The following is a 23,266-nucleotide window of genomic DNA, read 5'->3' on the forward strand; positions in this document are numbered from 1 at the left end:
GGGATCAGACCCAGGTCCGGGAGAACTGCTCCCCGCGGACCAGGGTGGCGTGCCACTCCAGGGCCGTGGAGTCGGTCAGCGAGGCCACCTGGTCGATGACCACGCGGCGGCGGGCGGCGTCGTCCGCGGCCTCCCGCCAGTCCTGGGCGAACATCGGGTCCAGGTAGCGGTCCCCGGTGGACCAGAGCAGGCCCACCAGCTCGGTGAGCAGTTCCCGCTGACGGGCGTAGAGCGGCTGGCGGGCCTCGGAACTCATCACGTAGGCGGCGGCGATGCCCTTCATGGTGGCGATCTCGATGGCCGTCTCGGCGGGGACCACCACGTCGGCCCCGTGCCGGGTGAGCGGGTCGTTGCCGAACACCTCGCGGGTGGCGTCGAACGCGGCGTTGGAGAACCGGCCGATGAGCTGGCTGGTCATGTCCTTCAGCGCGGCCCGCGAGCGCCGGGTGCCGTCCGCCTCGGCCACCCACACGGAGGTACCCTCCAGCCGCTGGAGCGCGGCCTCGACCTCGGCCGGGTCGGTTTCCGGGAGGTACCACTGCAGGGTGCGCTCGACCACGAGTTCCCGGTGGGAGGCGTCCTGGAGCCAGTGCAGCTGGAACTGGCCGTTGACGATCCCGTCCTCGACGTCGTGCACCGAGTACGAGATGTCGTCGGCCAGGTCCATGACCTGGGCCTCCATGGACTTCCGGAGGCCGGTGACGCCCCGGCGGAACCAGGCGAAGACCGGCAGGTCGTCCGCGTAGACGCCGAACTTGCGGCTGCGCCTGCCGTCCGGGTCCAGCGGGGCGTCCTCGTTCGCCCACGGGTACTTGCAGGAGGCGTCGAGCGAGGCGCGGGTCAGGTTCAGCCCGGCCGAGGTGCCGTCGTCGAAGAACTTCTTGGTCTCCAGCCGGGCCAGCAGCCGCAGGGTCTGGGCGTTGCCCTCGAAGCCGCCGATGTCCTGGCTCAGCGCGTTGAGGGCCCGCTCCCCGTTGTGCCCGAAGGGCGGGTGGCCGAGGTCGTGGGACAGGCAGGCGGCGTCCACCACGTCCGGGTCACAGCCCAGGGACCGTCCCAGTTCCCGGCCCACCTGGGCCACCTCGAGGGAGTGGGTCAGCCGGGTGCGGGCGAAGTCGTCCTCGTCCGGGGCGACCACCTGGGTCTTGGCCCCCAGCCGGCGCAGCGCGGAGGAGTGCAGGATGCGGGCCCGGTCCCGTTCGAAGTCCGAGCGGTACGAGCTCTTCGGCGGTTCCGGCAGCCAGCGCTCGCGGTCCCAGGCCGAGTAACCGGGCAGGGCGGCCGGCCTGCCCGCGTAGGGCGGGCGGCCCTCGGGGCCGAAGAGCACGGCCTGGTGCGCGCGCGGCCGTCCGCGCGGCGGCACGGGCGCGGAGGACGACGCCGGCTCAGCCACCCGAGACGTCCAGCTCGGCGGCGGCGATCATCGTCTTCTGCTCGGCGTTGAGCTCCCGGGAGTCCAGCCACCCCTCGGGCAGGTGGGGGCGCTTGGGCGAACCCGCGCGCCCGCGCGGCCCCTCGGCGTCGGGACCCGGGTACGGGGCGGTGGGGTCCAGCTCGTCCAGCAGGGCCCGCAGGGTGACCAGGTCCGGCACCTGGGCGAGCTTCGCCCGCAGCTCCCCGCCCACCTGATAGCCCTTGAAGTACCAGGCCACGTGCTTGCGGATGTCCCGCAGGGCCTTGTCCTCGTCCCCGCCGAAGGTGTCCACGAGCAGCTCGGCGTGCCGGTAGAAGGTGTCGGCGACGGTGGCCAGGCCGGGGCGGAAGCGCTCGTCCGAGCCCTCGAACGCGTTCTGCAGGTCCCCGAAGAGCCAGGGCCGGCCCTGGCAGCCGCGCCCGATGACGACGCCGTCCACACCGGTCCGCCGCACCATGGCGATGGCGTCCTCGGCGCTCCAGATGTCCCCGTTGCCCAGCACCGGGATGTCCGGCAGAGCCTCGCGCAACCGGGCGATGGAGTCCCAGTCCGCGGTGCCGGAGTAGTGCTGTTCCATGGTGCGCCCGTGCAGGGCGACGGCGGCCACGCCCAGGTCCCGGGCGGTGCGGCCGGCGTCGAGGTAGGTCAGGTGGTCCTCGTCGATGCCGCGGCGCATCTTCACCGTGACCGGGATGTCCTTCTTGGAGGCCTCGCGCACGGCGGCGCCGACGATCGAGGCGAACAGCTCGGACTTCCACGGCAGGGCCGAGCCGCCACCGCGCTTGGTGACCTTGGGCACCGGGCAGCCGAAGTTCAGGTCCACGTGGTCGGCCCGGTCCTCCTCGACGAGCATCCGCACGGCCTGGCCGGTGGTGACCGGGTCCACGGAGTAGACCTGCACCGAGCGGGGCGTCTCGTCCGGGTCGTGGTGGATGATCCGCAGAGACTCGGGCCGGCGCTCCACGAGGGCGCGGGCGGTCACCATCTCGGAGACGTAGAGGCCGCCGCCGTACTCGCGGCAGAGCCGGCGGAAGGCGGTGTTGGTGATCCCGGCCATGGGGGCCAGCACCACGGGCACGTCGATGGTCAGCGGGCCCAGCTGCAGGGCGGGCAGGTTGAGTCGTCCTGGAACCGGGGCCGCGTGCTGGGAAACGGGGGAAGCGTCAGTCACGGCAGTCATTGCACCCATTATCCCAGAGATGGCCGCGCGCCGCCGCGCCGTCCACGGGGGGTGGAAGATCCCCGGTGGATGGAGTGTTATGCCAACCATGAGTGAACGGAAGAAGATCGGGTTCCTGAACTTCGGGCACTGGAGTTCCGCGCCCGGGTCCCGCACCCCGGATCCCGGTGCGACGCTGACCCAGACCATCGAGATGGCGGTGGCCGCGGAGGAGGCCGGAATGGACGGGGCCTGGGTCAGGTCACATCACTTCCAGCACATGATCTCCTCCCCGTTCCCCCTGCTGGCCGCGATGGGCGCGGTCACCCGGACCATCGCCCTGGGCACCGGCGTGATCGACCTGCGGTACGAGAACCCCCTCTACATGGCGGAGGAGGCCGCGACGACGGACCTCATCTCCGGCGGCCGGCTGCAGCTGGGCATCTCCCGCGGTTCGCCCGAGGCGGCGCGGGACGGCCAGCACCAGTTCGGCTACGACGTGGAGGAGGGGCAGAGCTGGTCGGACCTGGCGCAGGAACGGGGCCGGCGGTTCCGGCAGGCCATCTCCGGGGGGATGATCGCCGAGGCCGACCCGAACTCCGGCTGGGCGCCCCCGGGGCAGGACATGCTGTCCATCCAGCCGCAGTCCCGTGGCCTGGTCAACCGGATCTGGTGGGGTTCGGGCACCATCGCCTCCGGCGTGCGGGCCGCGAGGCAGGGGTACAACCTGCTCTCCTCCACCCTGCTCCTCCAGGACGACGGCCGGCCCTTCCACGTCCAGCAGGCCGACCAGATCGCCCAGTACCGGGCCGCCTACGCCGAGTCCGGCCACACCACTGGCGGGATGACCGCCGTGACCCGATCGGTGTTCCCCATCGTCTCGGCCGAGGACGACCGGTACTTCGGCGGCCGGAAGGAGGCCAGGGACTCCTTCGGCCACCTCGAGGGCGGCCGGGCACGCAGCGGGCCGACGTACTCGGGCACCCCGGACGAGGTCGCCGACCTGCTGCGCGGGGACGAGGCCGTCCAGGCCGCGGACTGGGTCCTGCTGGCCAACCCGAACCAGCTCGGCGTGGAGTACAACGCGCACCTGTTCGCGCAGTGGGCCGGACTGGCCAGGGTGCTCGGCTGGCAGTGACCGGCACACCGGTCCCTCCCGCGGCACCCGGCGTCTGCCCGGGCGCGTTGGTAACCTTGGAGGGCTGGGCTCGATCGCCCCGCACCCCCCACCGCCGGCAGACGGGAGCCTGACCCCATGGAGTTCTGGGTCATCATGCTCATCGTGTTCGCCGTGGTGGCCGGCATCGGCGGATGGGCCGGCGTGGCCGCCATCCGGCGCAGCCAGCTCACCGGCCGGCAGGAGCGCTGGCGGGAACTGGAACGGCGCTTCCACCGCGTGACGATGGACGCCGAACGCTACGACCGCAGCCCCGGTGACGCCCTCGCGGCCCCGGGGTGGCTGGACCGGTCCAGCCCCGTGGTCCGGGGCTTCTCGGGAACCCTCAAGCGCGCCGCCCGGGACAAGTACGCCCTGGAACGGTCCGTGGACCCCGCCCCCGGCGCCCGCGGTCGGGACCCCGGCACCGGGGACACGGCCTCCCGGCTCGCCCCCACGGACCAGGACCTGGAGTCCCTCGAGCTGCTGGTGGAGCGGGTCGAGGACGCCTACCGGGACGCCGACCGCGCCGTCCGCACCACCGGCTGGAGCACGCCGGGCACCCTGCAGGTCCCCCACCCCCAGTTCCTCCTCGACCCCCGCTGGGGACGGCCGGCCGTGCTGCCCCGGATGGGTGCCGTCACCGCCCGGGACGCCGAACGCGCCGTCAAGGACTTCCTGGACGCGACCTACCCCCTGCGCCGGGAGAAGGCCCTCAAGGCACTGCGGGAACGCGCAGACGGCCCCGGCGCCGCGTACCGCGCCCAGAAGGCCCTCGACCGGCTCATGGCCACCCACCGGTACACGGTGGACCGGCACGGATTCCTCTGGCCCGGTTCCACGGAAGTCGAGCACTGGGGTGTCTACCGCACCTTCGGACGCCCGGCGGACCTGCCCCTGGACGACGCCCCGCCCGTGGAGATCGCCAACGCCCTGTGGTCCCTGCTCCCGGACGGCAGGTGCCTGTCCGAGGAGGAATTGTTCGAGGAGGCCCGCACCCTGCTGGGTGCCACCGGCGGTTTCGGGGCCGGGATCACCGAGAGCCTCAACGCGGGCATCGTCCGCGGCGTGCAGAGCCTGCCGGAGAACGTCCGGAAGGTCATCCAGGACGTCGTCCCGAACGGCACCTTCATCCCCTCCCCCAGGCCCCGGATGGACCAGCGCCTGCACGAGGGACTGCTCGAGGGCCTCGTCACCGGGCGCCTGCAGCGCGTCGCCGACGGGCGGATCTGCCGCCTGCGCGCGGCCTGGCCGAGCACCTACCGGCGCTGACCGCGACTGACCGGCACCGGGCGGGGACCATGCATTCCCCGGCCGCGGCCCCCTCACTAGCGTGGCGCCATGCGACCGCTGCGGTTCTCCATCAATGTCACCCTCGATGGCTGCTGCGACCACCGGGTCGTCCTCACGGACGAGGAACTGCACGCCCACCACGCCGGGATCCTGGCGCGTGCCGACGCGCTCATCCTCGGCCGCGTCACGTACCTGATGATGGAGCAGGCGTGGCGTCCGCCGGCCTCCGAGGCGATGCCGGACTGGACGCAGCCCTTCGGGCGCACGATCGACGCGGCGAGGAAGTACGTGGTCTCGAGCACCCTGGAGACGGTCGACTGGAACGCCGAGCTCGTGCGCGGGGACCTGGGCCAGGCCGTGCGGCGGCTCAAGGACGAACCGGGCGAGGGGCTCTACGTGGGCGGTGTGATGCTCCCACTGGCACTGGCGGAACTCGGGCTCATCGACGAGTACGAGTTCGTGGTGCACCCCGTCCTGGCCGGCCACGGCCCGAGGCCGTTCGCCGGGCTCACCGAGCACCTGGAACTGCGCCTGCTCGACCGGAAGGAGTTCACCTCCGGCGCGGTGGCGCTCCGGTACCGGCCGCGGCACTAGCGTTCCCGGACTCATGTCCGCGCCGGCCGAAGCCGGCCACCCCGGCCGGCCACCGGTCCGCCGGCGGCTCAGCCGGTCGTCCAGCCGGGCGTCCCGCCGGCCGCTCAGTCGGCCGCTCAGTCGTCGTCGAGGTCCCCGGCCAGGGCCCTGGCCGCCAGGTGCTCCTCCGTGGCCGTCTCCCAGACCTCCCTGGCCGCCGACACGTTGAGCACGATGATCAGCAGGCCCAGGATGACATCCGGCCAGCCGGAGAGCGTCCAGGCCGTCACGAGGCCCATGACGATGATCGCCAGGTTCACGACCACGTCGTTCCGGGCGGCCAGGAAGGCTCCCCGGGTCAGCGAACCGCCGCCGTGCCGGAACCTCGCCAGCACGAGCGAGCACACCAGGTTGACGGCCAGCGCGCCACCGGCCGTGACCACCAGGGCGACCGGGTCCGGCGGCTCGGGGGCCCCGGCCTTGAGGAACGCCGTCCACGCGGCGGCCAGGGCCGGCAGCAGGATGATCAGCGCCAGGGCCTTGCCCGCCACGGCCTGACTGCGGGCGGACCAGCCCAGCGCGACGACGATCAGGATGTTCACGGCGAAGTCCTCGAAGAAGTCCACCGAGTCGGCGACCAGGGACACCGAGCCGATGGCCAGGGCCACGGACATCTCCACGACCATGTAGGCCAGGTTCAGCAGCGCGACGACCAGCACGGAGGCCTTCAGCTCGCGCGGGGTCCACCGGGTCCGAGCCGGCTCCCGCCGGTCACCGTCCGGCGTCACGCCGCTGCCCCCGCGCAGGACCGGTGGAGACCGCCTCCGCCTGCGCCTGCACGTCCGGCTGCGTGTGCGGGTGCGCCTGCACCGACCTGGCCACGCCCACCGCGATCGCGGTGGTCACCGGGATGGCCAGGACCAGGCCGATCGAGCCGACCAGGATGCGCACCACCTCCTCCACCAGGTCGGCCGAGAGCAGGGTGTCGGCCAGGGACCGGTCGTACAGGGAGACCACGATCAGCAGCGGCAGGGCCGCGCCGGCGTAGGCGAAGGCGATGGTGTAGACGGTGGAGGCGATGTGGTCCCGCCCGATGCGCATCCCGGCCGCGAACAGCTCCCGTGCGGAGGCCCGGGGGTTGGCCGACTGCAGTTCCCAGACGGCCGAGGACTGGGTGATGGTGACGTCGTTGAGCACCCCGAGGCCGGCCACCAGCAGTCCGCACAGCACGATCCCGCTGAGCCGCACCTCGGGGGCCACGGCGGCCAGCACGTAGGAGTACTCGTCGCCCATCCCGGTCAATGCGGACGCGTCCGTGCCCCAGGCAGCCAGGACCGCGGTCAGCCCCAGCCCGATCAGGGTGCCCAGCAGGGCCGTGGTGGTGCGCAGGGAGAACCCGTGGGCGAAGTACAGCACCACCACCATGATCAGCGAGCAGCCCACCAGGCCGACCCACAGCGGCGGCCCGCCCTCCAGCAGGGCGGGGACCATGAACCAGAACAGCACCGTGAAGGCCAGGCCCAGGCCCAGGATGGCCCGCACCCCGCGCCAGCGCGCCACCAGAACCACGACCAGGGCGTAGAGCCCGGCCAGCGCCACCACGGGCACCGTCCGCTCGAAGTCCACGAAGACGTGGTCGACCGCCCCGGAGGCCCCGGCCCCGTCCGCGGGCCCGCCGGCGCCGGCGGTGCCGGCGGTGCCGCCGGGCAGCGCCGACAGGTCCAGCGCCTTGATCCGGTCCCCCACGGCCACGTCCCTGCTGGCGCCGACCTCCGGCGGGACCGGCACCCGGGCGGCGTCGGTGCCGCCGCCGTCGGGGTCCACGATGGCGTCCACGCACCGCACCTGCGCCGCCGCGCCCTCACCGACCACGGCACCGCCGGGGGTCTCGAGGGCCCCGGCCTGCGGCCCGCAGTCCCTCGGCTCGACGGCGGTCACCGTCCCGGAGAACAGGGTCACCCCCGAGGCGGTGCCGTAGGGATCGGCCAGGGACAGCTCCCGGTGGGACCCCGAGGGCCACAGGGCGATCATGGCGGCCACCAGCAGCAGCGTCACGGGCACGAGGATCGCCGCCAGGGCGGTGACGACGCGGCGGCGCGACCCGCCGGGACCGGTCAGCGCGGCGTCGGCCCCGGGTCCGGCGTCCAGGCCGTGGCCATGACCGCCCGGGAGACTGTCCTGCACCGGGCGGTCAGCCCCGCAACCGGACCATGACGTTGCGCATCTCCACCACCACGGTCCCGTCCGGCTCGGTCACCCGCACGTCCACGATCCGCGAGGACCCGCTGCCGGTGCCGATCTCGGCGGTGGCGGTGAGCACCTCCCCCGCACGCCCGGGCGCCAGCAGCGACGAGCTGGAGTGGGAGGTCACCCAGCGCGGGGACTGCTCCCCCGTGTTCAGCGCGTAGGCCGCCGCGGTGTCCGCCAGCAGCATGGTGATCCCGCCGTGGCAGATCCCGTGGGAGTTGCACTGCCGGGACCGCACCGTCATGGCCATGGCGCAGCCGGCGTCGTCCCCGGCGACGAACGTGATGCCCTGGTCCGTCACGGGGGTGTCCACCGCGAGGATGGCGGCGGCCCGCTCGGCGCGCAGGGCGGAGTCCGCCGCGGTGTCCATCGGATCGGTCACAGCGGGGCCGCCTCTCGCTCGCCCTCGGTCTCGTCGGGATCCGCGGCCGAGTCCGCCCCGGACCCGGCCAGCGGGTCCGGCAGGTCGGCGGGGTCGGGACCCGGTTCGGCCCCCGGCCCGGCGGCGCCCTCCACCGCGGCGTCCCGGGCGGGCTCGCGGTCCTCGGACCGGTCGGTCGCCCAGATCCGGGTGTCCAGCAACACCCGCGCGTGCCCGGTGGACAGCAACTGGTCGAGCATGGGGGTCAGCGCCGTCATCGCGTCGTCGGCCTCCACCTGGACCGGGTACTGGGCGGTGAGCATGGCCAGCAGGGCGCCCGCGGCGAACTGCGCGTCCGCGGGGGCCAGCTCGGGATCCCAGCCGATCAGCACGTCCGTGGGGTCCTCGGTGCGCTCCGGGGTGTAGGAGATCGCGAACGCCGTGATCGTGCCGCCCTCGGCCTTGGGCCGGTTGCGCAGCACCACGGCCCCGGAGGCACCCGTCTGCGGGCCGAGCAGCAGCTGCTGGGCCCGTCCCACGGTCATCTCGGCCGGGTCCCAGTCGTGCACCGCCTGGTAGAACACGGACACCGCCTGGGTCAGCTCCACCGATCCGGTGGCCGCCTCCTCCAGCGTCATCCCGCCCTCGGAGAGTTCCGGCGGTGCCAGCACCCCGGGCCCGACGACGATGCGCCGCGAGCGCTGGACCTCACGGAACCCGTGGCCGGCCAGGAACCGCTGGGTCGCCTCCGCGCCGTCCGGCACCGTGCCCTCGTGCCCGACGGCGACCCGCGTCTTGAGCTCGACGGTCCCGATGGTCTCCACGGCCACGTCCGCCTCCGCGCGCAGCGCGTTCAGCAGCATCGTGCCGATGCCGCGGTTGCGCACGGGCGCGGCCGTCTCGGCGTAGAACCACAACCGCCTCGGGTGCACCCGGGAGGTGGAGACCACCCCGGCGGCCACCGGGACGCCGTCGTCCTCGGCGACCAGGCAGCGCACCCAGCCGTCGGCGGCACCCGCGGCCGGGCCGCCGTCGTGGGAGGGCCGCAACAGGGTGCGGTCCTGGTGCTGCTGCGGGTCCGAGGGGTCGCCCCAGGTCTGCAGCAACCGCAGGTCGTCCCCCTCGGCCCACGGCCGCAGGGTGACGTTCCCGGACCGGTCCGCCGCCGGCCCGGTCACTGGGCCAGCCGCTCGAACAGCCAGCCGCGCACCTGGTCCAGGCCCACGCGCTCCTGGGCCATGGTGTCCCGCTCCCGGATGGTCACGGCCTGGTCCTCGAGCGAGTCGAAGTCCACGGTGATGCAGTACGGGGTGCCGATCTCGTCCTGGCGGCGGTAGCGGCGGCCGATGGCGCCGGCGTCGTCGTAGTCGATGTTCCAGACCCCGCGCAGCTCGTCGGCGAGCCTCTTCGCGGTCGGCACCAGCTCCTCCTTGCGGGACAGCGGGAGCACGGCGGCCTTGACCGGGGCGATCCGCGGGTCCAGGCCCAGCACGGTGCGGATGTCCGTGCCGCCCTTGGCGTTGGGCGCCTCCTCCTCGCGGTAGGCGTCCACCAGGAACGCCATCATGGAGCGGGTCAGCCCGAAGCTCGGCTCGATCACGTACGGGGTGTACCGCTCGCCCGTGCCCTGGTCGAAGTACTGCATCTTGGTGCCCGAGGCCGCCGTGTGGGAGTTCAGGTCGAAGTCGGTGCGGTTGGCGATGCCCATCAGCTCGCCCCACTCCGAGCCCTGGAAGCCGAACCGGTACTCGAGGTCGATGGTGGCGTCGGAGTAGTGGGCGCGCTCGCCGTCCGGGACGTCGAAGCGGCGCATGTTGTCCGGGTTGATCCCCAGGTCGATGAACCAGTTCCAGCAGGCCTCCACCCAGGTGTCGAAGTGGCCCTTGGCCTCGTCCGGGTGGACGAAGTACTCGATCTCCATCTGCTCGAACTCGCGGGTGCGGAAGATGAAGTTGCCGGGGGTGATCTCGTTGCGGAAGGCCTTGCCGATCTGGCCGATGCCGAACGGCGGCTTCTTGCGGGCGGCGCCCACCACGTTGAGGAAGTTCACGAAGATGCCCTGGGCGGTCTCGGGGCGCAGGTAGTGCAGGCCCTCCTCGTTGTCCACCGGTCCCAGGAAGGTCTTCATGAGCCCCGAGAAGGTCTGCGGCTCGGTCCACTGCCCGCGGTTCCCGCAGTCCGGACACACGATCTCGTCCATGCCGTCGGTGCCGCCCTCGGGCCGGCGGCCCTTCTTCGCCTCGAACGCCTCGACGAGGTGGTCCTGGCGGTGGCGCTTGTGGCAGGAGAGGCACTCGACCAGCGGGTCGGTGAAGGTGTCCACGTGGCCCGAGGCCTGCCAGACGGCGCGGGGCAGGATGATGGACGAGTCCAGCCCGACCATGTCCTCCCGGCCGCGCACGAAGGTGTTCCACCACTGGGTCTTGATGTTGTCCTTCAGCTCCACGCCCAGCGGCCCGTAGTCCCACGCCGAGCGGGAACCGCCGTAGATCTCTCCGGCCTGGAAGACGAATCCGCGTCGCTTCGCGAGGGAGATGACCTGGTCGAGGGTGGATTTGGGGGCCATGGGGGCATCACATCCGTGTCTGCGCATCGGCCGCTGGCGGCGGCCCGCGCTGGTGCTGGTGGGTCGGGCGGGGCAGCCGGTGCGAGACCGGCGACTACGTCAGACAGTCTAGGTGCCCGGCCGCCCCGGCACTGAACCGCCACCACCGCGGTTCGCTCGCCGTGGCCGGGCACGATCGGGACGGGCGCCGCGCCCGGCGCCCCTCGGCGCGCTCCCGCACGGAGGCGGATATTTCCTCACCCATTCCCCGCGTGATCGGCGACAATGGAGTCATGTCCGATCACACCGCCCGCCACGCACCCCAGTCCCCGGCGTCCCATCCGACGCGGCTCGAGATCCGTGACGAGGTGATCCGGCTCGGGCAGGCGCTCAAGCTCGCCAACCTGGTGGAGGACGGGGCGGACGCGCGGGTGGTCATCGAGGCCGGACTGGTGCAGGTCAACGGGGACCCCGAGACCCGTCGCGGCCGCCAGCTGCACCACGGGGACATCATCGAGTTCTCCGGCGAGGCCGTGAAGGTGGTCCCGGCCGGCCACTGAGGGGCTACCGGACCACGTAGTCCAGGTACTCCCCCACGTGCCGCAGCTCCTGCGGGCCGATGCCGTGGCCGATCCCGGCGTAGAGCACCTTGGTCAGCTCCACGTGCTCGTTCATCCAGGCGTGGGTGTACTCGACCTTGTCCTGGGTGATGACCGGATCGGCCTGGTCCCGGCCCCAGAACACCTTCGGCCTCACGGCCCTGACGGCCTCGTCGTCGAAGAACCCGGCCAGCGGCCCGGTGCCCGCGCGCGCCGCCGCCCCGTCCTGGTCCGGGTTCACGGCGAAGCCGGAGAGCCCGACCACGCAGGCGTAGGCCTCCGGGTCCAGCCGCAGCAGCGAGGTGGCCATGGCCATCCCCATGGAGAACCCCAGCAGGGAGACGCTGGAGAAGTGCTCGCGCTGGGTGTCCACCCAGGCCTGCAGGTCCTCGACGGCGGCGCGCACCGCCAGCGGCGAGGAGGACATCGAGGTGCTCAGCGGGAACCAGGTGAACCCGCCGTGGTCCATGGCCAGCGGGGCCCGGACCGAGGCGATGGTGAACCTGCCCGGCAGTTCGGGGACGATCCCGAACAGGTCGTTCTCGTCCGCACCGTAGCCGTGCAGCACCACCAGCAGTGGGGTGCCCGCGCGCTCGGCCTCGGGACGGGACCAGCGGACGAACGGCTCGGGGGTGGCGGCAGCGGCGGCATCAGTCATACCCACAGGGTAGAGGCCCCCGGTGAGAGCCGATCAATCCGGCCGGTCAGAGTCCCAGGACCCGCTTCATCTCACCGGCCACCTGGTCCATGTCCGTCAGGAACCCGTCGTGGCCGATCGGCGAGTCGATCATGAACACCGGCACCTCACCGGGCAGCTGGCGGGCCAGTTCCTGGGACTGGCCCGGGAAGTAGAGCCGGTCCGAGTCGACCGCGGCGATGAACGCCGCGGCGGGGATCCCGGCCAGCACCTCCTCCTCGCTCCCGCGGCCCCGCGCCACGTCATGGCTCATCAGCGCCTCGGTGAGCACCAGGTAGCTGTTGGCGTCGAAGCGTCCGGCGAGCTTGGCCGCCTGGTGGTCCAGGTAGGACTCCACCTGGTACCGGCCGCTCCGGCGCAGCGGGTGGCCGAAGGGGTCCTCGTCCTGCTGCGGACTCCGCCCGAACCGGGACCCCATGTCCGGCTCGGAGCGGTACGTGATATGCGCGATCCGCCGGGCGATGCCCAGGCCGGCGTCGGGCCGGGAGCGGCCGTAGTAGTCGCCGCCCTGGAAGTCCGGGTCCAGCGTGATCGCCTGGACCTGGGCCTGGGCGAACGCGATCTGCTCGGCCGTGGAGTGGGCGCCGCAGGCGATGACGGCCATGCCGCGCACCCGCCCCGGGTAGGTCGCGGCCCATTCCAGGGCGCGGGCCCCGCCCATCGAGCCGCCGATCACGGCCTGCCACGCCTCGATGCCCAGGGCGTCCGCGAGGCGGGCCTCGGCATGGACGGAGTCCCGGATGGTGGTGAACGGGAACCGCGAACCCCACGGGGTGCCGTCCGCGTCCAGCGAGGACGGACCGGTCGTCCCGTAGCAGCCGCCCAGCATGTTGGGGGCCACCACGAACCACTGATCGGTGTCCACCGGCGCGCCCGGTCCGATGATGCCCTCCCACCAGCCGGCCTCCGGTTCCCCGGTGGAGGCGGCCACGTGGGTGGAACCGGTCAGGGCGTGCAGCACCAGCACGGCGTTGGACCTGTCCGCGTTCAGCGTGCCCCAGGTCTCGTAGGCGATCTCCACGGCGGGCAGGTGACCGCCGGCCTCGAAGTCGAAGGCGCCGATCCGCCGGGAGTGCAGGCCGCCGTCGGGAAGGGCGGTGCGGGTCTGGTGGGGGCTGGTCATGGTCATGGGGGTCCCTCCGTGCCTCACGCGCTGACGTTGGCGGCGGCGAACCCCTCCTCGAGGTCCGCCAGGATGTCATCGATGCTCTCCACGCCCACCGAGAGCCGGACCAGGCCGGGGGTGACACCGGCGGCGCGCTGCTCGGCCTCCGTCAACTGGGAGTGCGTGGTGGAGGCCGGGTGGATGACGAGCGAACGGATGTCGCCGATGTTGGCCACCTGGTGGTGCAGGCGCAGGGCGTCCACGAACCGCGCGCCGGCCTCGCGGCCACCGGCGATCTCGAAGGACACGAAGCCGCCGGCGCCCTGGGGCAGGTACTGCTGCGCGCGCTCGTACCAGGGGCTGGACGCCAGGCCCGGGTAGATCACGGCCTCGGCCTGGGCGTGGCCGTCCAGGTAGTCGGCGACCCTCTGCGCGTTGGCCACGTGACGCTCCATCCGCAGGGACAGGGTCTCCAGGCCGAGGTTGAGCAGGAAGGCGTTGAACGGGCTGATCGAGCTGCCGAGGTCGCGCAGCAACTGCACGCGGGCCTTCAGGATGTAGGCGAGGTTGGCACCGAGGATGCCCCCGACGCCCAGGTCCCGGGCGAACACCAGTCCGTTGTAGCTCTCGTCCGGGGTGTTGAAGCCCGGGAAGCGCTCCGGCTGGGAGGCGTAGTCAAAGGTCCCGGCGTCCACGATGACCCCGCCCATGGCCACGGCGTGGCCGCCGAGGTACTTGGTGGCCGAGTGCACGACCACGTCCGCGCCGTGCTCGATGGGCCGCAGCAGGTAGGGGGTGGCCAGGGTGTTGTCCACGATGAACGGCACGCCGGCGGCGTGGGCGACGTCGGCGATGCCCCGCAGGTCCGGCACGTCCCCGCGCGGGTTGCCGAGGGACTCGGCGAACAGCAGCTTCGTGGTGTCCCGGACGGCGCCCGCCCACTCCTCCAGGTCGTCCGGGTCCTGGACGAAGGTGGTGGTGATGCCGATCTTGGCCAGGGTGTGCTTGAACAGGTTCTGGGTGCCGCCGTAGAGGGAGGCCGAGACCACCACGTGGTCCCCCGCACCGGCGAGGTTGAGCACGGAGAAGGTGGTGGCCGCCTGCCCGGAGGCCAGCAGCAGGGCGCCCACCCCGCCCTCGAGGGCGGCGATCTTGCCCTCCACGGCCTCCTGGGTCGGGTTGCCGATGCGGGTGTAGATGGGCCCGAGGTCCTTCAGGGCGAACCGGTCGGCGGCGACCTCGTGGGAGGGGAAGTCGAAGGAGTTGGACTGGATGATCGGCAGCGCGGTGGCGCCGAAGGGGTTGACCTCCGGGATGCCGGCGTGCACCTGCCGGGTCTCGAAGCCCCAGTTCGCGGCGGAGTCCGTGGCGCCGGCCGGGTCGGTGTCCGGGGTGGCCTGGTTCGGGGTGTCAGTCATCGACATGGCTCCTGTATCCGTCCAGGGCCACCCGGTGGCATCACGGTGCCGTGAAGCATGCCGCGCCGTGGTGGCCCGCGCTTGCAGGTGCCGGTCGACACCCGCCTGGTCCTCACCCGGGGCACCCCACCGCGAGCTGGAGGGTTGCCGGCCAGCAAGCCGGGGCTCGATGCTGGCGCTCATGACCTGCGCCCAGTCTGCCAGATCGGTGCGAGCGGGTCATCCCGTTCGGTCACAGTGTGACCGCGGCCCCGCCGGAGTGTGATCTGCGCAACTTTTCAAGTGAGGGTAACCTAAGCGATCTCCGCCACGGGGAAGTGGGACGATATGGGCATGATGCGCCTTGATCACGTCTCGTACGCCGTCGGCCCCGAAGAGGGCCTCCCCGCCGCGGTGGCCCGGATCGCCGATGCCCTGGGCATCGAGCGAGTCAAGGGCGGGGTCCACCCCCGCTTCGGCACCCGCAACGCCATCTTCCCGTTGCGCAAGCACCAGTACCTGGAGGTCGTCGAGGTACTCGACCACCCCTCCTCCGGCAAGGCCCCGTTCGGACAGGCCGTGCGCGCCCGCTCCGAGATGGGCGGCGGCTGGATGGGCTGGTGCGTGGCCGTGGACGACCTGGCCCCGTTCGAGGAACGGCTCGAGCGCCAGTCCGTTCCGGGCAACCGCAAGTTCCCGGACGGCCGCGAGCTGACCTGGCGCCAGATCGGCATCAAGGGCCTCATCGCCGACCCGCAGGTGCCCTACCTGCTGCGCTGGGATGACGGCATGGAGGAGCTGCACCCCTCCCGCGCCGCGGAGCCGCAGGCGGAGCTGTCCTCCATCACGATCGCCGGATCGCGGGACCGGGTGCGGGGCTGGCTGGGACTGGACGACCCCGAGCAGAGGGTCGAGGACCTCAACGTCATCTACGAGTCCCCCTCCGGCACGCCCGGCATCCTCGAGGTCACCTTCGAGACCCCCAAGGGCACCGTCACCCTCTGACGCGCCCCGCGGCCCCCGCCCCCTCCCGGCCCCCGGCCCGGTGGGCGGGGGCCTTCGCGTCCAGGACGCCCGCCGGTCCCGCGTGGAGCCGACCGGAACAGGCGGCGCGGGCCGGGCTCAGGTGCCGAACAGCCCCAGCCGGGCCAGGGCCGGGTAGGCCACGAACCCGGTCACGTCCAGCAGCAGGTGGGCCACGACCAGGGGCATCACGCGCCGGTAGCGCACGTACAGCGCACCGAACACCAATCCCATGAGCAGGTTCCCCACTCCCGGCCCGATCCCCTGGTACAGGTGATAGGCCCCGCGCAGGACCGCGCATCCCACCACCACGGTCGTGGCGTTCAGGGGGACGACGGCGCCGCTCGCCCAGGTGCGCAGCCCACCGGGCTCGCCGGGCCGGGCCGGGTCCAGCCCGGACCTCAGTTGCTGCAGGTAGCCGAGCCGGTCGAAGAGCCAGGCCACCACGATGACCTCCTCCAGCAGCGCGTGCCGCAGCGCGGAGAGCACCAGGACCGGGGTGGTCCACCAGTACTCGTCCAGCGCGCTGCCCACGATGGCCGTGGTTACCCCGGCCGCCCGCCCGGCCGCGTAGACCGCCAGGGTCCCCAGGCCGATCGCCACGAACAGGGCCCCGCCCCAGGCCAGGTCGGCCCCCGGACGACGGGCGTCCAGGCCGAAGGTCCGGAACGGATTGCGGCCGCGGATCACCAGCAGGTGGAACACCAGCAGTACCGGCACCAGGGCGAAGACGATGTCCAGCAGCTGGTACGTGAGGTCCCAGTACTGCCGGTCCGCCAGCGGCGGGTTCAGCGTGGTGGTCTGCCCGGACAGCGGGCCCCGGCTCATCTTCTCCAGCAGGTTGACGATCGCGTAGACGGCCGACTGGCCCAGGGACAGCCCGAGCACGATCGCGATCTCCCAGCGGACCGTGCCGGCCGAGGGCGGGGTGATGGCCGAGGGGCGCAGGCGGTCGGTCGGCCGGGAGGCTGCGGGGGTGCTCACCGCACCAGTGTAGGAAGGGCCGCCGAGGGACACCCGCAGCGACCGGCGGATCGCGGCCCCGGGCCCGGTTACCGTGGATCCATGGCCTCCCCACCCACCGCAGCCGACCTCGCGCTCGCCCGTGCCGCCTCCGCGCGTCCGCTGGTCAGCGCCTCCCCCGCGGCGGCGGACCGGCTGGCCACGGCGGACTGGTCCGCGGGCACCGTGGAGGAGGGCGGGCAATTCCACCGTGTGCTGGTGCTGCCCGGTGTGGGGGCGGTGAGGATGGCCCGGAACGCGGTGGCCGCCGGGCGGCTGCCGGCGAACGTCGCGCTCGTGCAGGCCCTGACGAGCACGGCCCAGCTCCCCGTCGCCCTGCCCGTGCCCCTCACCGAGGTGGTCACCGGTGCGGACGGGACGGCCGCCGTGGTGCAGGAGTACCTGCCCGGCCGGGCGCATCCCCCGCACGAGGGCGACCCGGTGGTGCTGCGCGGACTGTGCGAGGCGCTGGCGGCCGTGGACACCGCCGCCCTGGAACCGCACCTGGGCCCGCCGTTCGCCTACCGCGGGCCGTGGACGGCCGAACGCGTGCGGACGGTGCGCCAGCTGCCGGCGCGCCTGCGGGAGACCTACGGCGGGCAATTGTGGGACGGCGAGTGGGCCGCCGACCATCCGGCGGTGACCGCGGCGGCCTTCCCGGAGACCGCCGGGGACCTGCTGGCCACCCTGACCGCGTGGACGCAGGACCCGGTGGTGGCCCCGTCCCTCGTGCACGGGGACCTGGCCGGGCACAACATGCGCTGGAAGCGTTCCGGCGGGGACCGGGTCCTGACCGGGATCCTCGACTGGGACCTGGCCAGCGCCTGGGACCCCGCACTGAACCCGGCCTACCTCTCGTTGTGGCACGGGGAGGAGAAGCTGGAGTCGATCGCCCGCGACCCGGCGGAGGCATGGCGGGCCCGGGTCTGGCTCGGCTGGACGGCCCTGGAGACCCTGGCGGACGCCGCCGGCCGCGAGGACCCGTCCACCGGAGCCGGCCCGGCGAACTGGCCCAGGCTGCTGCGCAAGGTGCTGCCGCGGATCGGCCGGGCCGTCGCGGCGCTGACGGCCGGTGTCCGGTGAGGGGCCGGCGTCACTCGCCGTGGCCCCGGGTGCCCGTCGCGACGCTGACCGCCGCGCTGGAGGCCGGTGGGAAGCAGCTCGACGCGGGCCAGCGCGAGACCGTGCGGTTGCTCTGCTCCCGGCACGCCCACGGGGTCTACCTGCACGGCGGGGTGGGCCGCGGCAAGACGTGGATCAGCGGCCGGTTCTTCGACGCGGCCGAGGTGCCCAAGATCCGGATGCACATGCACGCCCTGCTGGGCCAGGTCACCCAGTCGGTGACCGGCGCCCCGGCCGGACGACCGGTCAGCGTCGACGGCGCCGTGCGGCGCCGTGCGGCGCCTGCTGGGGGACGCCCGGCTGGTGTACATCGACGAGTTCCACGTCCACGACGTCGGCGACGCCCACCTGCTGCGCCGGGTGCTGCCCGCCCTGCTGGACCTCGAGGCCGGGGTGCTGCTGACGTCCAACTACCCGCCCGCGGACCTGCTGCCGGATCCCCTGTTCCACCATCACCTCGAACCGGTCATCGGGCTGATCCAGGAGCGTCTCACCGTGCGGCAGGTCCCCGACGGCGTCGACTACCGGCCGTTGACCCGGGGCGCCGACCGCGGGTTCGCGGCCGGGACGTGGACGGCCGTCGGCGCGGGGCAGGACGGGACCGGGCTGACCGGTGCCGGGCTGACCGGTGGCGCGACGAACGGTCCCGGGGCGAACGGTCCCGGGCCCGTGACGGGGGCGAGCGTGCCGGTGGGGGCCGGCGGTACCCGGCGGCTGCGGGTGACCGCCGCGGATCCCGCCGCCGGAGTCCTCACCGCCACGTTCGCGCAGTTGTGCGAGCACCCGGTCTCCGTGCACGACTACCTCGGGCTGGCGCGGCAGTACGAGCACTGGAGACTGCTGGGCGTCCCGGCCCCGGAGGACATCGACGACCAGTCGTTCCAGCGGTTCGCGTTCCTCGTGGACGTGCTCGTGGACGCGGACCTGCGCCTGGACGTCACCGCGGCCCTGCCCCTGGATGACTGGGCCGGGCCGGGGCGCCTCCCGCGCGACGCCGACCGGTTCCTCAGCCGGCTGAGCCTGCTGCGGGACTGAGACCCGTCCGCGGGCCCGACTGCCGCAGGTACCCCCAGCCGATCGCGTGCAGGACGTCCTCCGGGGGCTGGGTGGCGAAGAGGGTCGCCAGGGCCAGGGACCACCCCGCGGCCCGGCGCCAGAGGTCGTCGTCCGGGACCCGGCCCGCCTCGTAGCGGGCCTGGAACGCGGCGGCCCCGGCGGGCGTGAAGTGGGTCAGCGCGATCCCCAGGTCCGAGGCGGGATCCCCGGCGCAGAGGTCACCGAAATCGACCAGGACCGGCTCCGGTGGGCCCGGCAGGGCGCCGGCGGCAGCCTCCGCCAGCACCGTGTTGTCCGGGTGGGGGTCCCCGTGCAGCCAGACCGGCGGGCCCGTGTGGTCCCCGGCCGCCAGGGCCTGCCGCCAGGCCGTGTCCACCGCGCGGACCAGGGCCGCGGGGCAGCGCGGACGCAGCGCCCGCCAGCGCGCCTCGAAGCGATCGGCGGTCGCGGCCAGCGGCACGCCGCGGAAGGGATTGGCCGGGGCATCCGGCGGGGCCGGGACGTGCAGGCGTCGCAGCCACCCCGCGAGGGCGGCGGCGTAGACGTCCCGGGTCCCGGCCGGGCGGCGCGCCGCCGGGGTTCCCGCCACCCACGGCACCACGGCCCACCGGTAGGGGTACCCGGCCCCGGGGGCGCCGGTGCGCTCGGGCCGCGGGAGCCTCAGCCCGGTCTGCGCGGCGACGCGCGGCAGCCAGGCGGCCTCCCGGTCGAGGAGGGCCTGGCCGGCGTCGTGCCGGGGCAGGCGGACGGCGAGGTCCTCCCCCAGCCGGACCATCGTGTTGTCCCAGCCGCGGACCACGCCGCCGCCCGGGGCCGGATCCACGTCCCCGCCGATCGGCAGCGCCGCCAGGTCCGGGTGCTGGGACGCCAGCAGGGCGCGGACGAGTCCGGCCGTGACGTCCGGTTCGCCGGACCGGCGGTGACGCGGCATCTTCCGGCCTCTCCTGGAGACGACGGGAGGTCGAGGGCTGACGCGAACCGGCCCGTCTCCGGGCCCGCGGGTCAGCCGTCGACCTCCCGATCGTGGCGTGGGGTGTCCGGGGGGTTACTCCGTGACGCCCAGCTGCTCCATGACGATCTCCCGCACGCGCCCGGCGTCGGCCTGGCCGCGGGTGGCCTTCATGACCGGGCCGATGAGCGCGCCGATGGCCTGCAGCTTGCCGCCCCTGATCTTCTCCACCACGCCCGGGTTCTGCGCGATGGCGTCCTGCACCGCGGTGGTGAGGGCGCCGTCGTCGGAGACGACCGCGAGCGAGCGGGCCTCGACGATGGCCCGCGGGGAGCCCTCGCCGGCGGCCACGAGGCCCAGGACCTGCTTGGCGATCTTGTCGTTGATCGTCTTCTCCGCGATCAGCGCCTCGACCTCCACGACGTCGGCCGGGGAGACCCCGAGCTCGGGGATGTCCTTGCCCTCCACGTTGGCCAGGCGAGCGATCTCGCCCATCCACCACTTGCGGGCCGCGGCGGCGGTGGACCCGGCCGCGATCGTGTCCGCGATCTCGTCCAGCACGCCGGCGTTGACGACGTCCCGGAATTCCTCGTCCGAGAAGCCCCAGTCGGCCTTCAGGCGCTTGCGGCGCTCAGCGGGCGGCTCGGGCAACTGGGCGCGCAGCTCCTCGATCCACTCCGGCGTGGTCACGATCGGCACCAGGTCCGGCTCCGGGAAGTACCGGTAGTCGTCCGCGTCCGACTTCGGCCGGCCCGAGGTGGTGGTCCGGGTGTCCTCGTGCCAGTGCCGGGTCTCCTGCACGATCGAGCCGCCGGCCTTGAGGATGGCCGCCTGGCGCTGGATCTCGTAGGTCACGGCGTGGGCGACGGCGCGCGTGGAGTTCACGTTCTTCGTCTCGGTACGGGTGCCGAAGGCCGCGGTGCCCTTGGGCATCAGCGAGACGTTGGCGTCGCAGCGCACGTTGCCGCGTTCCATCCGCGCGTCCGAGATGCCCAGGTTCTTCACGATGTCCCGGACGGCCGTGACGTAGGCGCGGGCCAGTTCCGGCGCCCGCTCCCCCACACCGGCGATCGGCTTGGTGACGATCTCGATCAGCGGCACGCCGGCGCGGTTGTAGTCCACGAGCGAGTGCGCCGCGTCCTGGATGCGGCCGGAGGCGCCGCCGACGTGCGTGAGCTTGCCGGCGTCCTCCTCCATGTGGGCGCGCTCGATCTCCACGCGGAAGACCGTCCCGTCCTCCAGCTCGACGTCCAGCCAGCCGTCATGGGCGATCGGGTCGTCGTACTGGGAGGTCTGGAAGTTCTTCGGGGTGTCCGGGTAGAAGTAGTTCTTCCGGGCGAAGCCGCACGTCTCGGCGATCTGGCAGTTCAGGGCCAGCCCGAGCTTGATGGCGTACTCCACGGCCTTGCCGTTGACCACCGGCAGCACGCCGGGCAGCCCCAGGTCGACCTCGGTGACGTTGGTGTTGGGCACGTCCCCGAAGGCGTTGGCGGCGGAGGAGAACATCTTGGTCCTGGTGTTCAGCTCCACGTGGACCTCGAAGCCCAGGACCGGGTCGAACTCGGCCATCGCCTCGTCGAACGTGAGCACCTCGTCGGTGACGGCGGTCATCGGTTCTCTCCTCCTGCGGTGCGGTCAGCGGTCCCGACGCCGGCCGGCTGGGTGCTGCGGGTGTCGTCCAGGTCCGGCGCCTGGGTCCAGAGCTGTGCGCCCCAGGCCTGTTCCAGGCGGCTCTCCAGGGCCGCAGCGGCCCGGTACATCACGGCGTCGCCGCGGACCGGGGCGAGGAACTGCACGCCGACGGGCAGGCCCTCGGCCAGTCCGCCGGGCACGGAGATGCCGGGGATGCCGGCCAGGTTCGCCGGGATGGTGGCGACGTCGTTGAGGTACATCGCCAGCGGGTCGTCGATCTTCTCGCCCAGGCCGAACGCGGTGGTCGGGGAGGTCGGGGAGATGAGCACGTCGACCTTCGAGAAGGCCTCGTCGAAGTCCCGCTGCACGAGCGTGCGGATCTTCTGCGCGGAGCCGTAGTAGGCGTCGTAGTACCCGGCCGAGAGGGCATAGGTGCCCAGGATGATGCGGCGCTTGACCTCCTCGCCGAAACCGGCCGCGCGGGTGGCGCCCATGACCTGCTCGATCGTGCCGCCCTCGTCGGGGACGACCCGGTTGCCGTACCGGACGCCGTCGAACTTGGCCAGGTTGGAGGAGGCCTCCGACGGCATGATCAGGTAGTAGGCGCCCAGGGCGTACTTCAGGTGCGGGCAGGAGACCTCGACGACCTCGGCACCGGCGTCCTGCAGGATCGTCACGGCCTCGCGGAAGCGCTCGAGGACACCCTCCTGGTAGCCCTCACCCCTGAGCTCGGAGACGATGCCGATCCGCAGGCCCGTCACGTCGTGCTGCCGCGCCGCGGTGAGCAGTCCCTCGAGGGGCTCGGTCAGCGAGGTGGAGTCCTTCGCGTCATGGCCCCCGAGCAGTTCCTGCAGGGCGGCGGCGTCCTGCACCGTCCGGGCCACGGGGCCGATCTGGTCCAGGGAGGAGGCCATCGCGATCACGCCGTAACGGGAGACCCCGCCGTAGGTGGGCTTGGCGCCCACGGTGCCGGTGACGGCACCCGGCTGGCGGATGGAGCCCCCGGTGTCCGAGCCGAGCGCCAGCGGGGCCATGAACGCGGCCACGGCCGCGGCCGAACCGCCGCCGGAACCGCCGGGGATCCGGTCCAGGTCCCAGGGGTTGCGGGTGTTGCCGAACGCGGAGTGCTCGGTCGAACCGCCCATGGCGAACTCGTCCAGGTTGGTCTTGCCCAGGATGGGCAGCCGGGCCCGGCGCAGCTTCGTCACCACGGTGGCGTCATAGGGGCTCATCCAGCCCTCGAGCATCCTCGAGCCGGCGGTCGTCGGCTGGCCGATGGTGACGATGTTGTCCTTCACGGCCACCGGCACGCCGGCCAGCGGGTGCAGGGCCTCGGCCTCGGCGCCGCCGGCGGCGCGGATCGCGTCCACCTCGGCCGCCACGGCGAGCGCCTCCTCCGGGTTGACGTGCAGGAAGGCGTGGATGCCGCGTTCCCCGCCGTCCACGGCGGCGATCCGGTCCAGGTGGGCCTGGGTCAGTTCCACGGAGGTGATCTCCCCCGTCCGCAGCTTCTCGGCCATCTGGAGGGCGGTCAGGCGGATCAGTTCAGTCGACTCGGTCGTTGCGTTCATGCGTGTCACTCCCCCTCGAGGATCGCGGGCACCCGGAACTGGCCGTCCTCGGCCTCCGGGGCCATGGCCAGGGCCTGCTCCTGGGAGAGCATCTCCCCCGGCTCGTCCTCCCGGAACACGTTGGTCAGGGGGATCGGGTGGGACGTCGGCGGCACGTCGTCCCCGGCGACCTCGCTGACGGCGGCGACGGCATCCATGATGACGGCGAGTTCACCGGACATCTTGTCCAGCTCCTGCTCGTCCATCCGGATGTGGGCCAGTCGCGCCAGGTGGGCGACGTCCTCACGGGTGATGGCGGACATGGGTCTCCTGTGGTCTTCCGCGGATGGTGTGGTTCGGTGGACCAGTCTAGTCCCGGAGCAGTG

At 73.0% G+C, this 23,266-nt stretch carries 22 protein-coding genes, 1 pseudogene and 1 riboswitch; of the genes and pseudogenes, 8 read left to right on the forward strand and 15 right to left on the reverse strand.

All coding sequences use genetic code 11. The features are described 5' to 3' along the window. Positions 1 to 4: 4 nt before the first annotated feature. Together Q0283_RS17090 and dusB are read right to left on the reverse strand one after the other, a co-directional pair. Positions 5 to 1,327, reverse strand: coding sequence for a deoxyguanosinetriphosphate triphosphohydrolase (locus Q0283_RS17090; RefSeq protein ID WP_298045888.1), 1,323 nt, complete (start codon positions 1,325 to 1,327; stop codon positions 5 to 7). 58 nt (positions 1,328 to 1,385) lie between these two features. After that, complete coding sequence (gene dusB, locus Q0283_RS17095; protein ID WP_298045809.1) at positions 1,386 to 2,594, reverse strand: tRNA dihydrouridine synthase DusB; 1,209 nt, start codon at positions 2,592 to 2,594, stop codon at positions 1,386 to 1,388. Between the two features lie 88 nt (positions 2,595 to 2,682). Here dusB and Q0283_RS17100 point away from each other — a divergent pair, with 88 nt between their 5' ends. From Q0283_RS17100 to Q0283_RS17110, 3 genes are all read left to right on the forward strand, one after another. After that, positions 2,683 to 3,711: an LLM class flavin-dependent oxidoreductase gene (locus Q0283_RS17100; protein ID WP_298045838.1), complete on the forward strand. Its 1,029-nt coding sequence runs from the start codon at positions 2,683 to 2,685 to the stop codon at positions 3,709 to 3,711. A gap of 117 nt (positions 3,712 to 3,828) precedes the next feature. Beyond that, a complete protein-coding gene (locus Q0283_RS17105; RefSeq protein ID WP_298045846.1) occupies positions 3,829 to 5,001 on the forward strand; it encodes a hypothetical protein in 1,173 nt (390 codons plus the stop codon). Between the two features lie 69 nt (positions 5,002 to 5,070). Continuing rightward, positions 5,071 to 5,616, forward strand: coding sequence for a dihydrofolate reductase family protein (locus tag Q0283_RS17110; protein WP_298045853.1), 546 nt, complete (start codon positions 5,071 to 5,073; stop codon positions 5,614 to 5,616). A 116-nt stretch (positions 5,617 to 5,732) separates the two neighbouring features. Here Q0283_RS17110 and Q0283_RS17115 read toward each other — a convergent pair whose 3' ends face one another. From Q0283_RS17115 to Q0283_RS17135, 5 genes are read right to left on the reverse strand one after another with little or no spacing between them, the layout of a single operon-like run. Beyond that, positions 5,733 to 6,383, reverse strand: a complete 651-nt coding sequence (locus Q0283_RS17115) for a cation transporter (RefSeq protein WP_298045856.1) — start codon at positions 6,381 to 6,383, stop codon at positions 5,733 to 5,735. Continuing rightward, the gene (locus Q0283_RS17120) at positions 6,367 to 7,779 is read right to left on the reverse strand and encodes a YibE/F family protein (protein ID WP_298045857.1); all 1,413 of its coding nucleotides are present in this window, start codon (positions 7,777 to 7,779) and stop codon (positions 6,367 to 6,369) included. Before Q0283_RS17120 ends, Q0283_RS17115 begins: the two co-directional genes overlap by 17 nt. Before the next feature lie 7 nt (positions 7,780 to 7,786). Beyond that, positions 7,787 to 8,224 carry a hotdog fold thioesterase gene (locus Q0283_RS17125; protein ID WP_298045860.1) on the reverse strand — a complete coding sequence of 146 codons (438 nt, stop codon included), beginning with the start codon at positions 8,222 to 8,224 and terminating at the stop codon, positions 7,787 to 7,789. Beyond that, positions 8,221 to 9,381: a GNAT family N-acetyltransferase gene (locus Q0283_RS17130; protein WP_298045862.1), complete on the reverse strand. Its 1,161-nt coding sequence runs from the start codon at positions 9,379 to 9,381 to the stop codon at positions 8,221 to 8,223. The genes Q0283_RS17125 and Q0283_RS17130 overlap by 4 nt, the downstream gene beginning before the upstream one ends. After that, the gene (locus Q0283_RS17135; RefSeq protein WP_298045865.1) at positions 9,378 to 10,769 is read right to left on the reverse strand and encodes a glycine--tRNA ligase; all 1,392 of its coding nucleotides are present in this window, start codon (positions 10,767 to 10,769) and stop codon (positions 9,378 to 9,380) included. Before Q0283_RS17135 ends, Q0283_RS17130 begins: the two co-directional genes overlap by 4 nt. A 272-nt stretch (positions 10,770 to 11,041) precedes the next feature. Between Q0283_RS17135 and Q0283_RS17140 the strand changes: the two genes are divergently transcribed. Beyond that, positions 11,042 to 11,308, forward strand: a complete 267-nt coding sequence (locus tag Q0283_RS17140) for an RNA-binding S4 domain-containing protein (protein ID WP_183524093.1) — start codon at positions 11,042 to 11,044, stop codon at positions 11,306 to 11,308. A 4-nt stretch (positions 11,309 to 11,312) separates the two neighbouring features. Here the strand turns inward: Q0283_RS17140 and Q0283_RS17145 are convergent, their stop codons facing one another. Genes Q0283_RS17145 through Q0283_RS17155 form a run of 3 tightly spaced genes read right to left on the reverse strand, consistent with a single transcriptional unit; the run spans position 11,313 to position 14,567 of the window. Beyond that, on the reverse strand, positions 11,313 to 12,005 hold the full coding sequence (locus Q0283_RS17145; RefSeq protein WP_298045868.1) for an alpha/beta hydrolase: 693 nt from the start codon (positions 12,003 to 12,005) through the stop codon (positions 11,313 to 11,315). A 46-nt stretch (positions 12,006 to 12,051) separates the two neighbouring features. Continuing rightward, positions 12,052 to 13,173, reverse strand: a complete 1,122-nt coding sequence (locus Q0283_RS17150) for a homoserine O-acetyltransferase (protein WP_183524087.1) — start codon at positions 13,171 to 13,173, stop codon at positions 12,052 to 12,054. Positions 13,174 to 13,190: 17 nt separating this feature from the next. Next, positions 13,191 to 14,567 carry an O-acetylhomoserine aminocarboxypropyltransferase/cysteine synthase family protein gene (locus Q0283_RS17155; RefSeq protein ID WP_298045871.1) on the reverse strand — a complete coding sequence of 459 codons (1,377 nt, stop codon included), beginning with the start codon at positions 14,565 to 14,567 and terminating at the stop codon, positions 13,191 to 13,193. A 72-nt stretch (positions 14,568 to 14,639) separates the two neighbouring features. After that, positions 14,640 to 14,754: riboswitch (SAM riboswitch) on the reverse strand. Between the two features lie 140 nt (positions 14,755 to 14,894). On the opposite strand from Q0283_RS17155, the gene Q0283_RS17160 reads away from it, so the two are divergent. Further along, the gene (locus Q0283_RS17160; protein WP_183524081.1) at positions 14,895 to 15,551 is read left to right on the forward strand and encodes a VOC family protein; all 657 of its coding nucleotides are present in this window, start codon (positions 14,895 to 14,897) and stop codon (positions 15,549 to 15,551) included. Positions 15,552 to 15,668: 117 nt separating this feature from the next. Here the strand turns inward: Q0283_RS17160 and Q0283_RS17165 are convergent, their stop codons facing one another. Beyond that, positions 15,669 to 16,553: a CPBP family intramembrane glutamic endopeptidase gene (locus Q0283_RS17165; protein WP_298045875.1), complete on the reverse strand. Its 885-nt coding sequence runs from the start codon at positions 16,551 to 16,553 to the stop codon at positions 15,669 to 15,671. Between the two features lie 81 nt (positions 16,554 to 16,634). On the opposite strand from Q0283_RS17165, the gene Q0283_RS17170 reads away from it, so the two are divergent. From Q0283_RS17170 to zapE (Q0283_RS17175), 3 genes and pseudogenes are all read left to right on the forward strand, one after another. Further along, positions 16,635 to 17,654: an aminoglycoside phosphotransferase family protein gene (locus Q0283_RS17170; protein WP_183524078.1), complete on the forward strand. Its 1,020-nt coding sequence runs from the start codon at positions 16,635 to 16,637 to the stop codon at positions 17,652 to 17,654. A gap of 101 nt (positions 17,655 to 17,755) precedes the next feature. Further along, positions 17,756 to 17,902, forward strand: a pseudogene (gene zapE, locus Q0283_RS17680) (AFG1/ZapE family ATPase); the annotation flags it as partial. Between the two features lie 64 nt (positions 17,903 to 17,966). After that, a complete protein-coding gene (zapE, locus tag Q0283_RS17175; protein WP_298045878.1) occupies positions 17,967 to 18,728 on the forward strand; it encodes a cell division protein ZapE in 762 nt (253 codons plus the stop codon). On the opposite strand, the gene Q0283_RS17180 is transcribed toward zapE (Q0283_RS17175), so the two are convergent. From Q0283_RS17180 to gatC, 4 genes are all read right to left on the reverse strand, one after another. Next, complete coding sequence (locus Q0283_RS17180; RefSeq protein ID WP_183524072.1) at positions 18,700 to 19,680, reverse strand: phosphotransferase; 981 nt, start codon at positions 19,678 to 19,680, stop codon at positions 18,700 to 18,702. The two genes, zapE (Q0283_RS17175) and Q0283_RS17180, sit on opposite strands and share 29 nt — an antisense overlap. Positions 19,681 to 19,794: 114 nt before the next feature. Next, positions 19,795 to 21,309, reverse strand: coding sequence for an Asp-tRNA(Asn)/Glu-tRNA(Gln) amidotransferase subunit GatB (gene gatB, locus Q0283_RS17185; protein ID WP_183524069.1), 1,515 nt, complete (start codon positions 21,307 to 21,309; stop codon positions 19,795 to 19,797). Further along, entirely contained in the window at positions 21,306 to 22,901 is a 1,596-nt protein-coding gene (gatA, locus tag Q0283_RS17190) for an Asp-tRNA(Asn)/Glu-tRNA(Gln) amidotransferase subunit GatA (RefSeq protein ID WP_183524066.1), read from the reverse strand. Before gatA ends, gatB begins: the two co-directional genes overlap by 4 nt. A gap of 5 nt (positions 22,902 to 22,906) precedes the next feature. Continuing rightward, entirely contained in the window at positions 22,907 to 23,203 is a 297-nt protein-coding gene (gatC, locus tag Q0283_RS17195; RefSeq protein ID WP_010142843.1) for an Asp-tRNA(Asn)/Glu-tRNA(Gln) amidotransferase subunit GatC, read from the reverse strand. Positions 23,204 to 23,266: the final 63 nt, after the last annotated feature.

The sequence above is a fragment of the uncultured Citricoccus sp. genome (assembly GCF_937871995.1).
Classification (GTDB): Bacteria; Actinomycetota; Actinomycetes; order Actinomycetales; family Micrococcaceae; genus Citricoccus.

Bases quoted from the DNA above. Each gene is read 5' to 3' on its own strand.
- Q0283_RS17140 (WP_183524093.1), top strand. From the start codon at position 11,042: ATGTCCGATCACACCGCCCGCCACGCACCCCAGTCCCCGGCGTCCCAT.
- Q0283_RS17135 (WP_298045865.1), bottom strand. From the start codon at position 10,769: ATGGCCCCCAAATCCACCCTCGACCAGGTCATCTCCCTCGCGAAGCGA.
- gatA (WP_183524066.1), bottom strand. From the start codon at position 22,901: ATGAACGCAACGACCGAGTCGACTGAACTGATCCGCCTGACCGCCCTC.
- Q0283_RS17170 (WP_183524078.1), top strand. From the start codon at position 16,635: ATGGCCTCCCCACCCACCGCAGCCGACCTCGCGCTCGCCCGTGCCGCC.
- Q0283_RS17155 (WP_298045871.1), bottom strand. From the start codon at position 14,567: ATGACTGACACCCCGAACCAGGCCACCCCGGACACCGACCCGGCCGGC.
- gatB (WP_183524069.1), bottom strand. From the start codon at position 21,309: ATGACCGCCGTCACCGACGAGGTGCTCACGTTCGACGAGGCGATGGCC.
- dusB (WP_298045809.1), bottom strand. From the start codon at position 2,594: ATGACTGCCGTGACTGACGCTTCCCCCGTTTCCCAGCACGCGGCCCCG.
- gatC (WP_010142843.1), bottom strand. From the start codon at position 23,203: ATGTCCGCCATCACCCGTGAGGACGTCGCCCACCTGGCGCGACTGGCC.
- Q0283_RS17110 (WP_298045853.1), top strand. From the start codon at position 5,071: ATGCGACCGCTGCGGTTCTCCATCAATGTCACCCTCGATGGCTGCTGC.
- Q0283_RS17160 (WP_183524081.1), top strand. From the start codon at position 14,895: ATGGGCATGATGCGCCTTGATCACGTCTCGTACGCCGTCGGCCCCGAA.
- Q0283_RS17100 (WP_298045838.1), top strand. From the start codon at position 2,683: ATGAGTGAACGGAAGAAGATCGGGTTCCTGAACTTCGGGCACTGGAGT.
- Q0283_RS17150 (WP_183524087.1), bottom strand. From the start codon at position 13,173: ATGACCATGACCAGCCCCCACCAGACCCGCACCGCCCTTCCCGACGGC.
- Q0283_RS17105 (WP_298045846.1), top strand. From the start codon at position 3,829: ATGGAGTTCTGGGTCATCATGCTCATCGTGTTCGCCGTGGTGGCCGGC.
- Q0283_RS17145 (WP_298045868.1), bottom strand. From the start codon at position 12,005: ATGACTGATGCCGCCGCTGCCGCCACCCCCGAGCCGTTCGTCCGCTGG.
- Q0283_RS17180 (WP_183524072.1), bottom strand. From the start codon at position 19,680: ATGCCGCGTCACCGCCGGTCCGGCGAACCGGACGTCACGGCCGGACTC.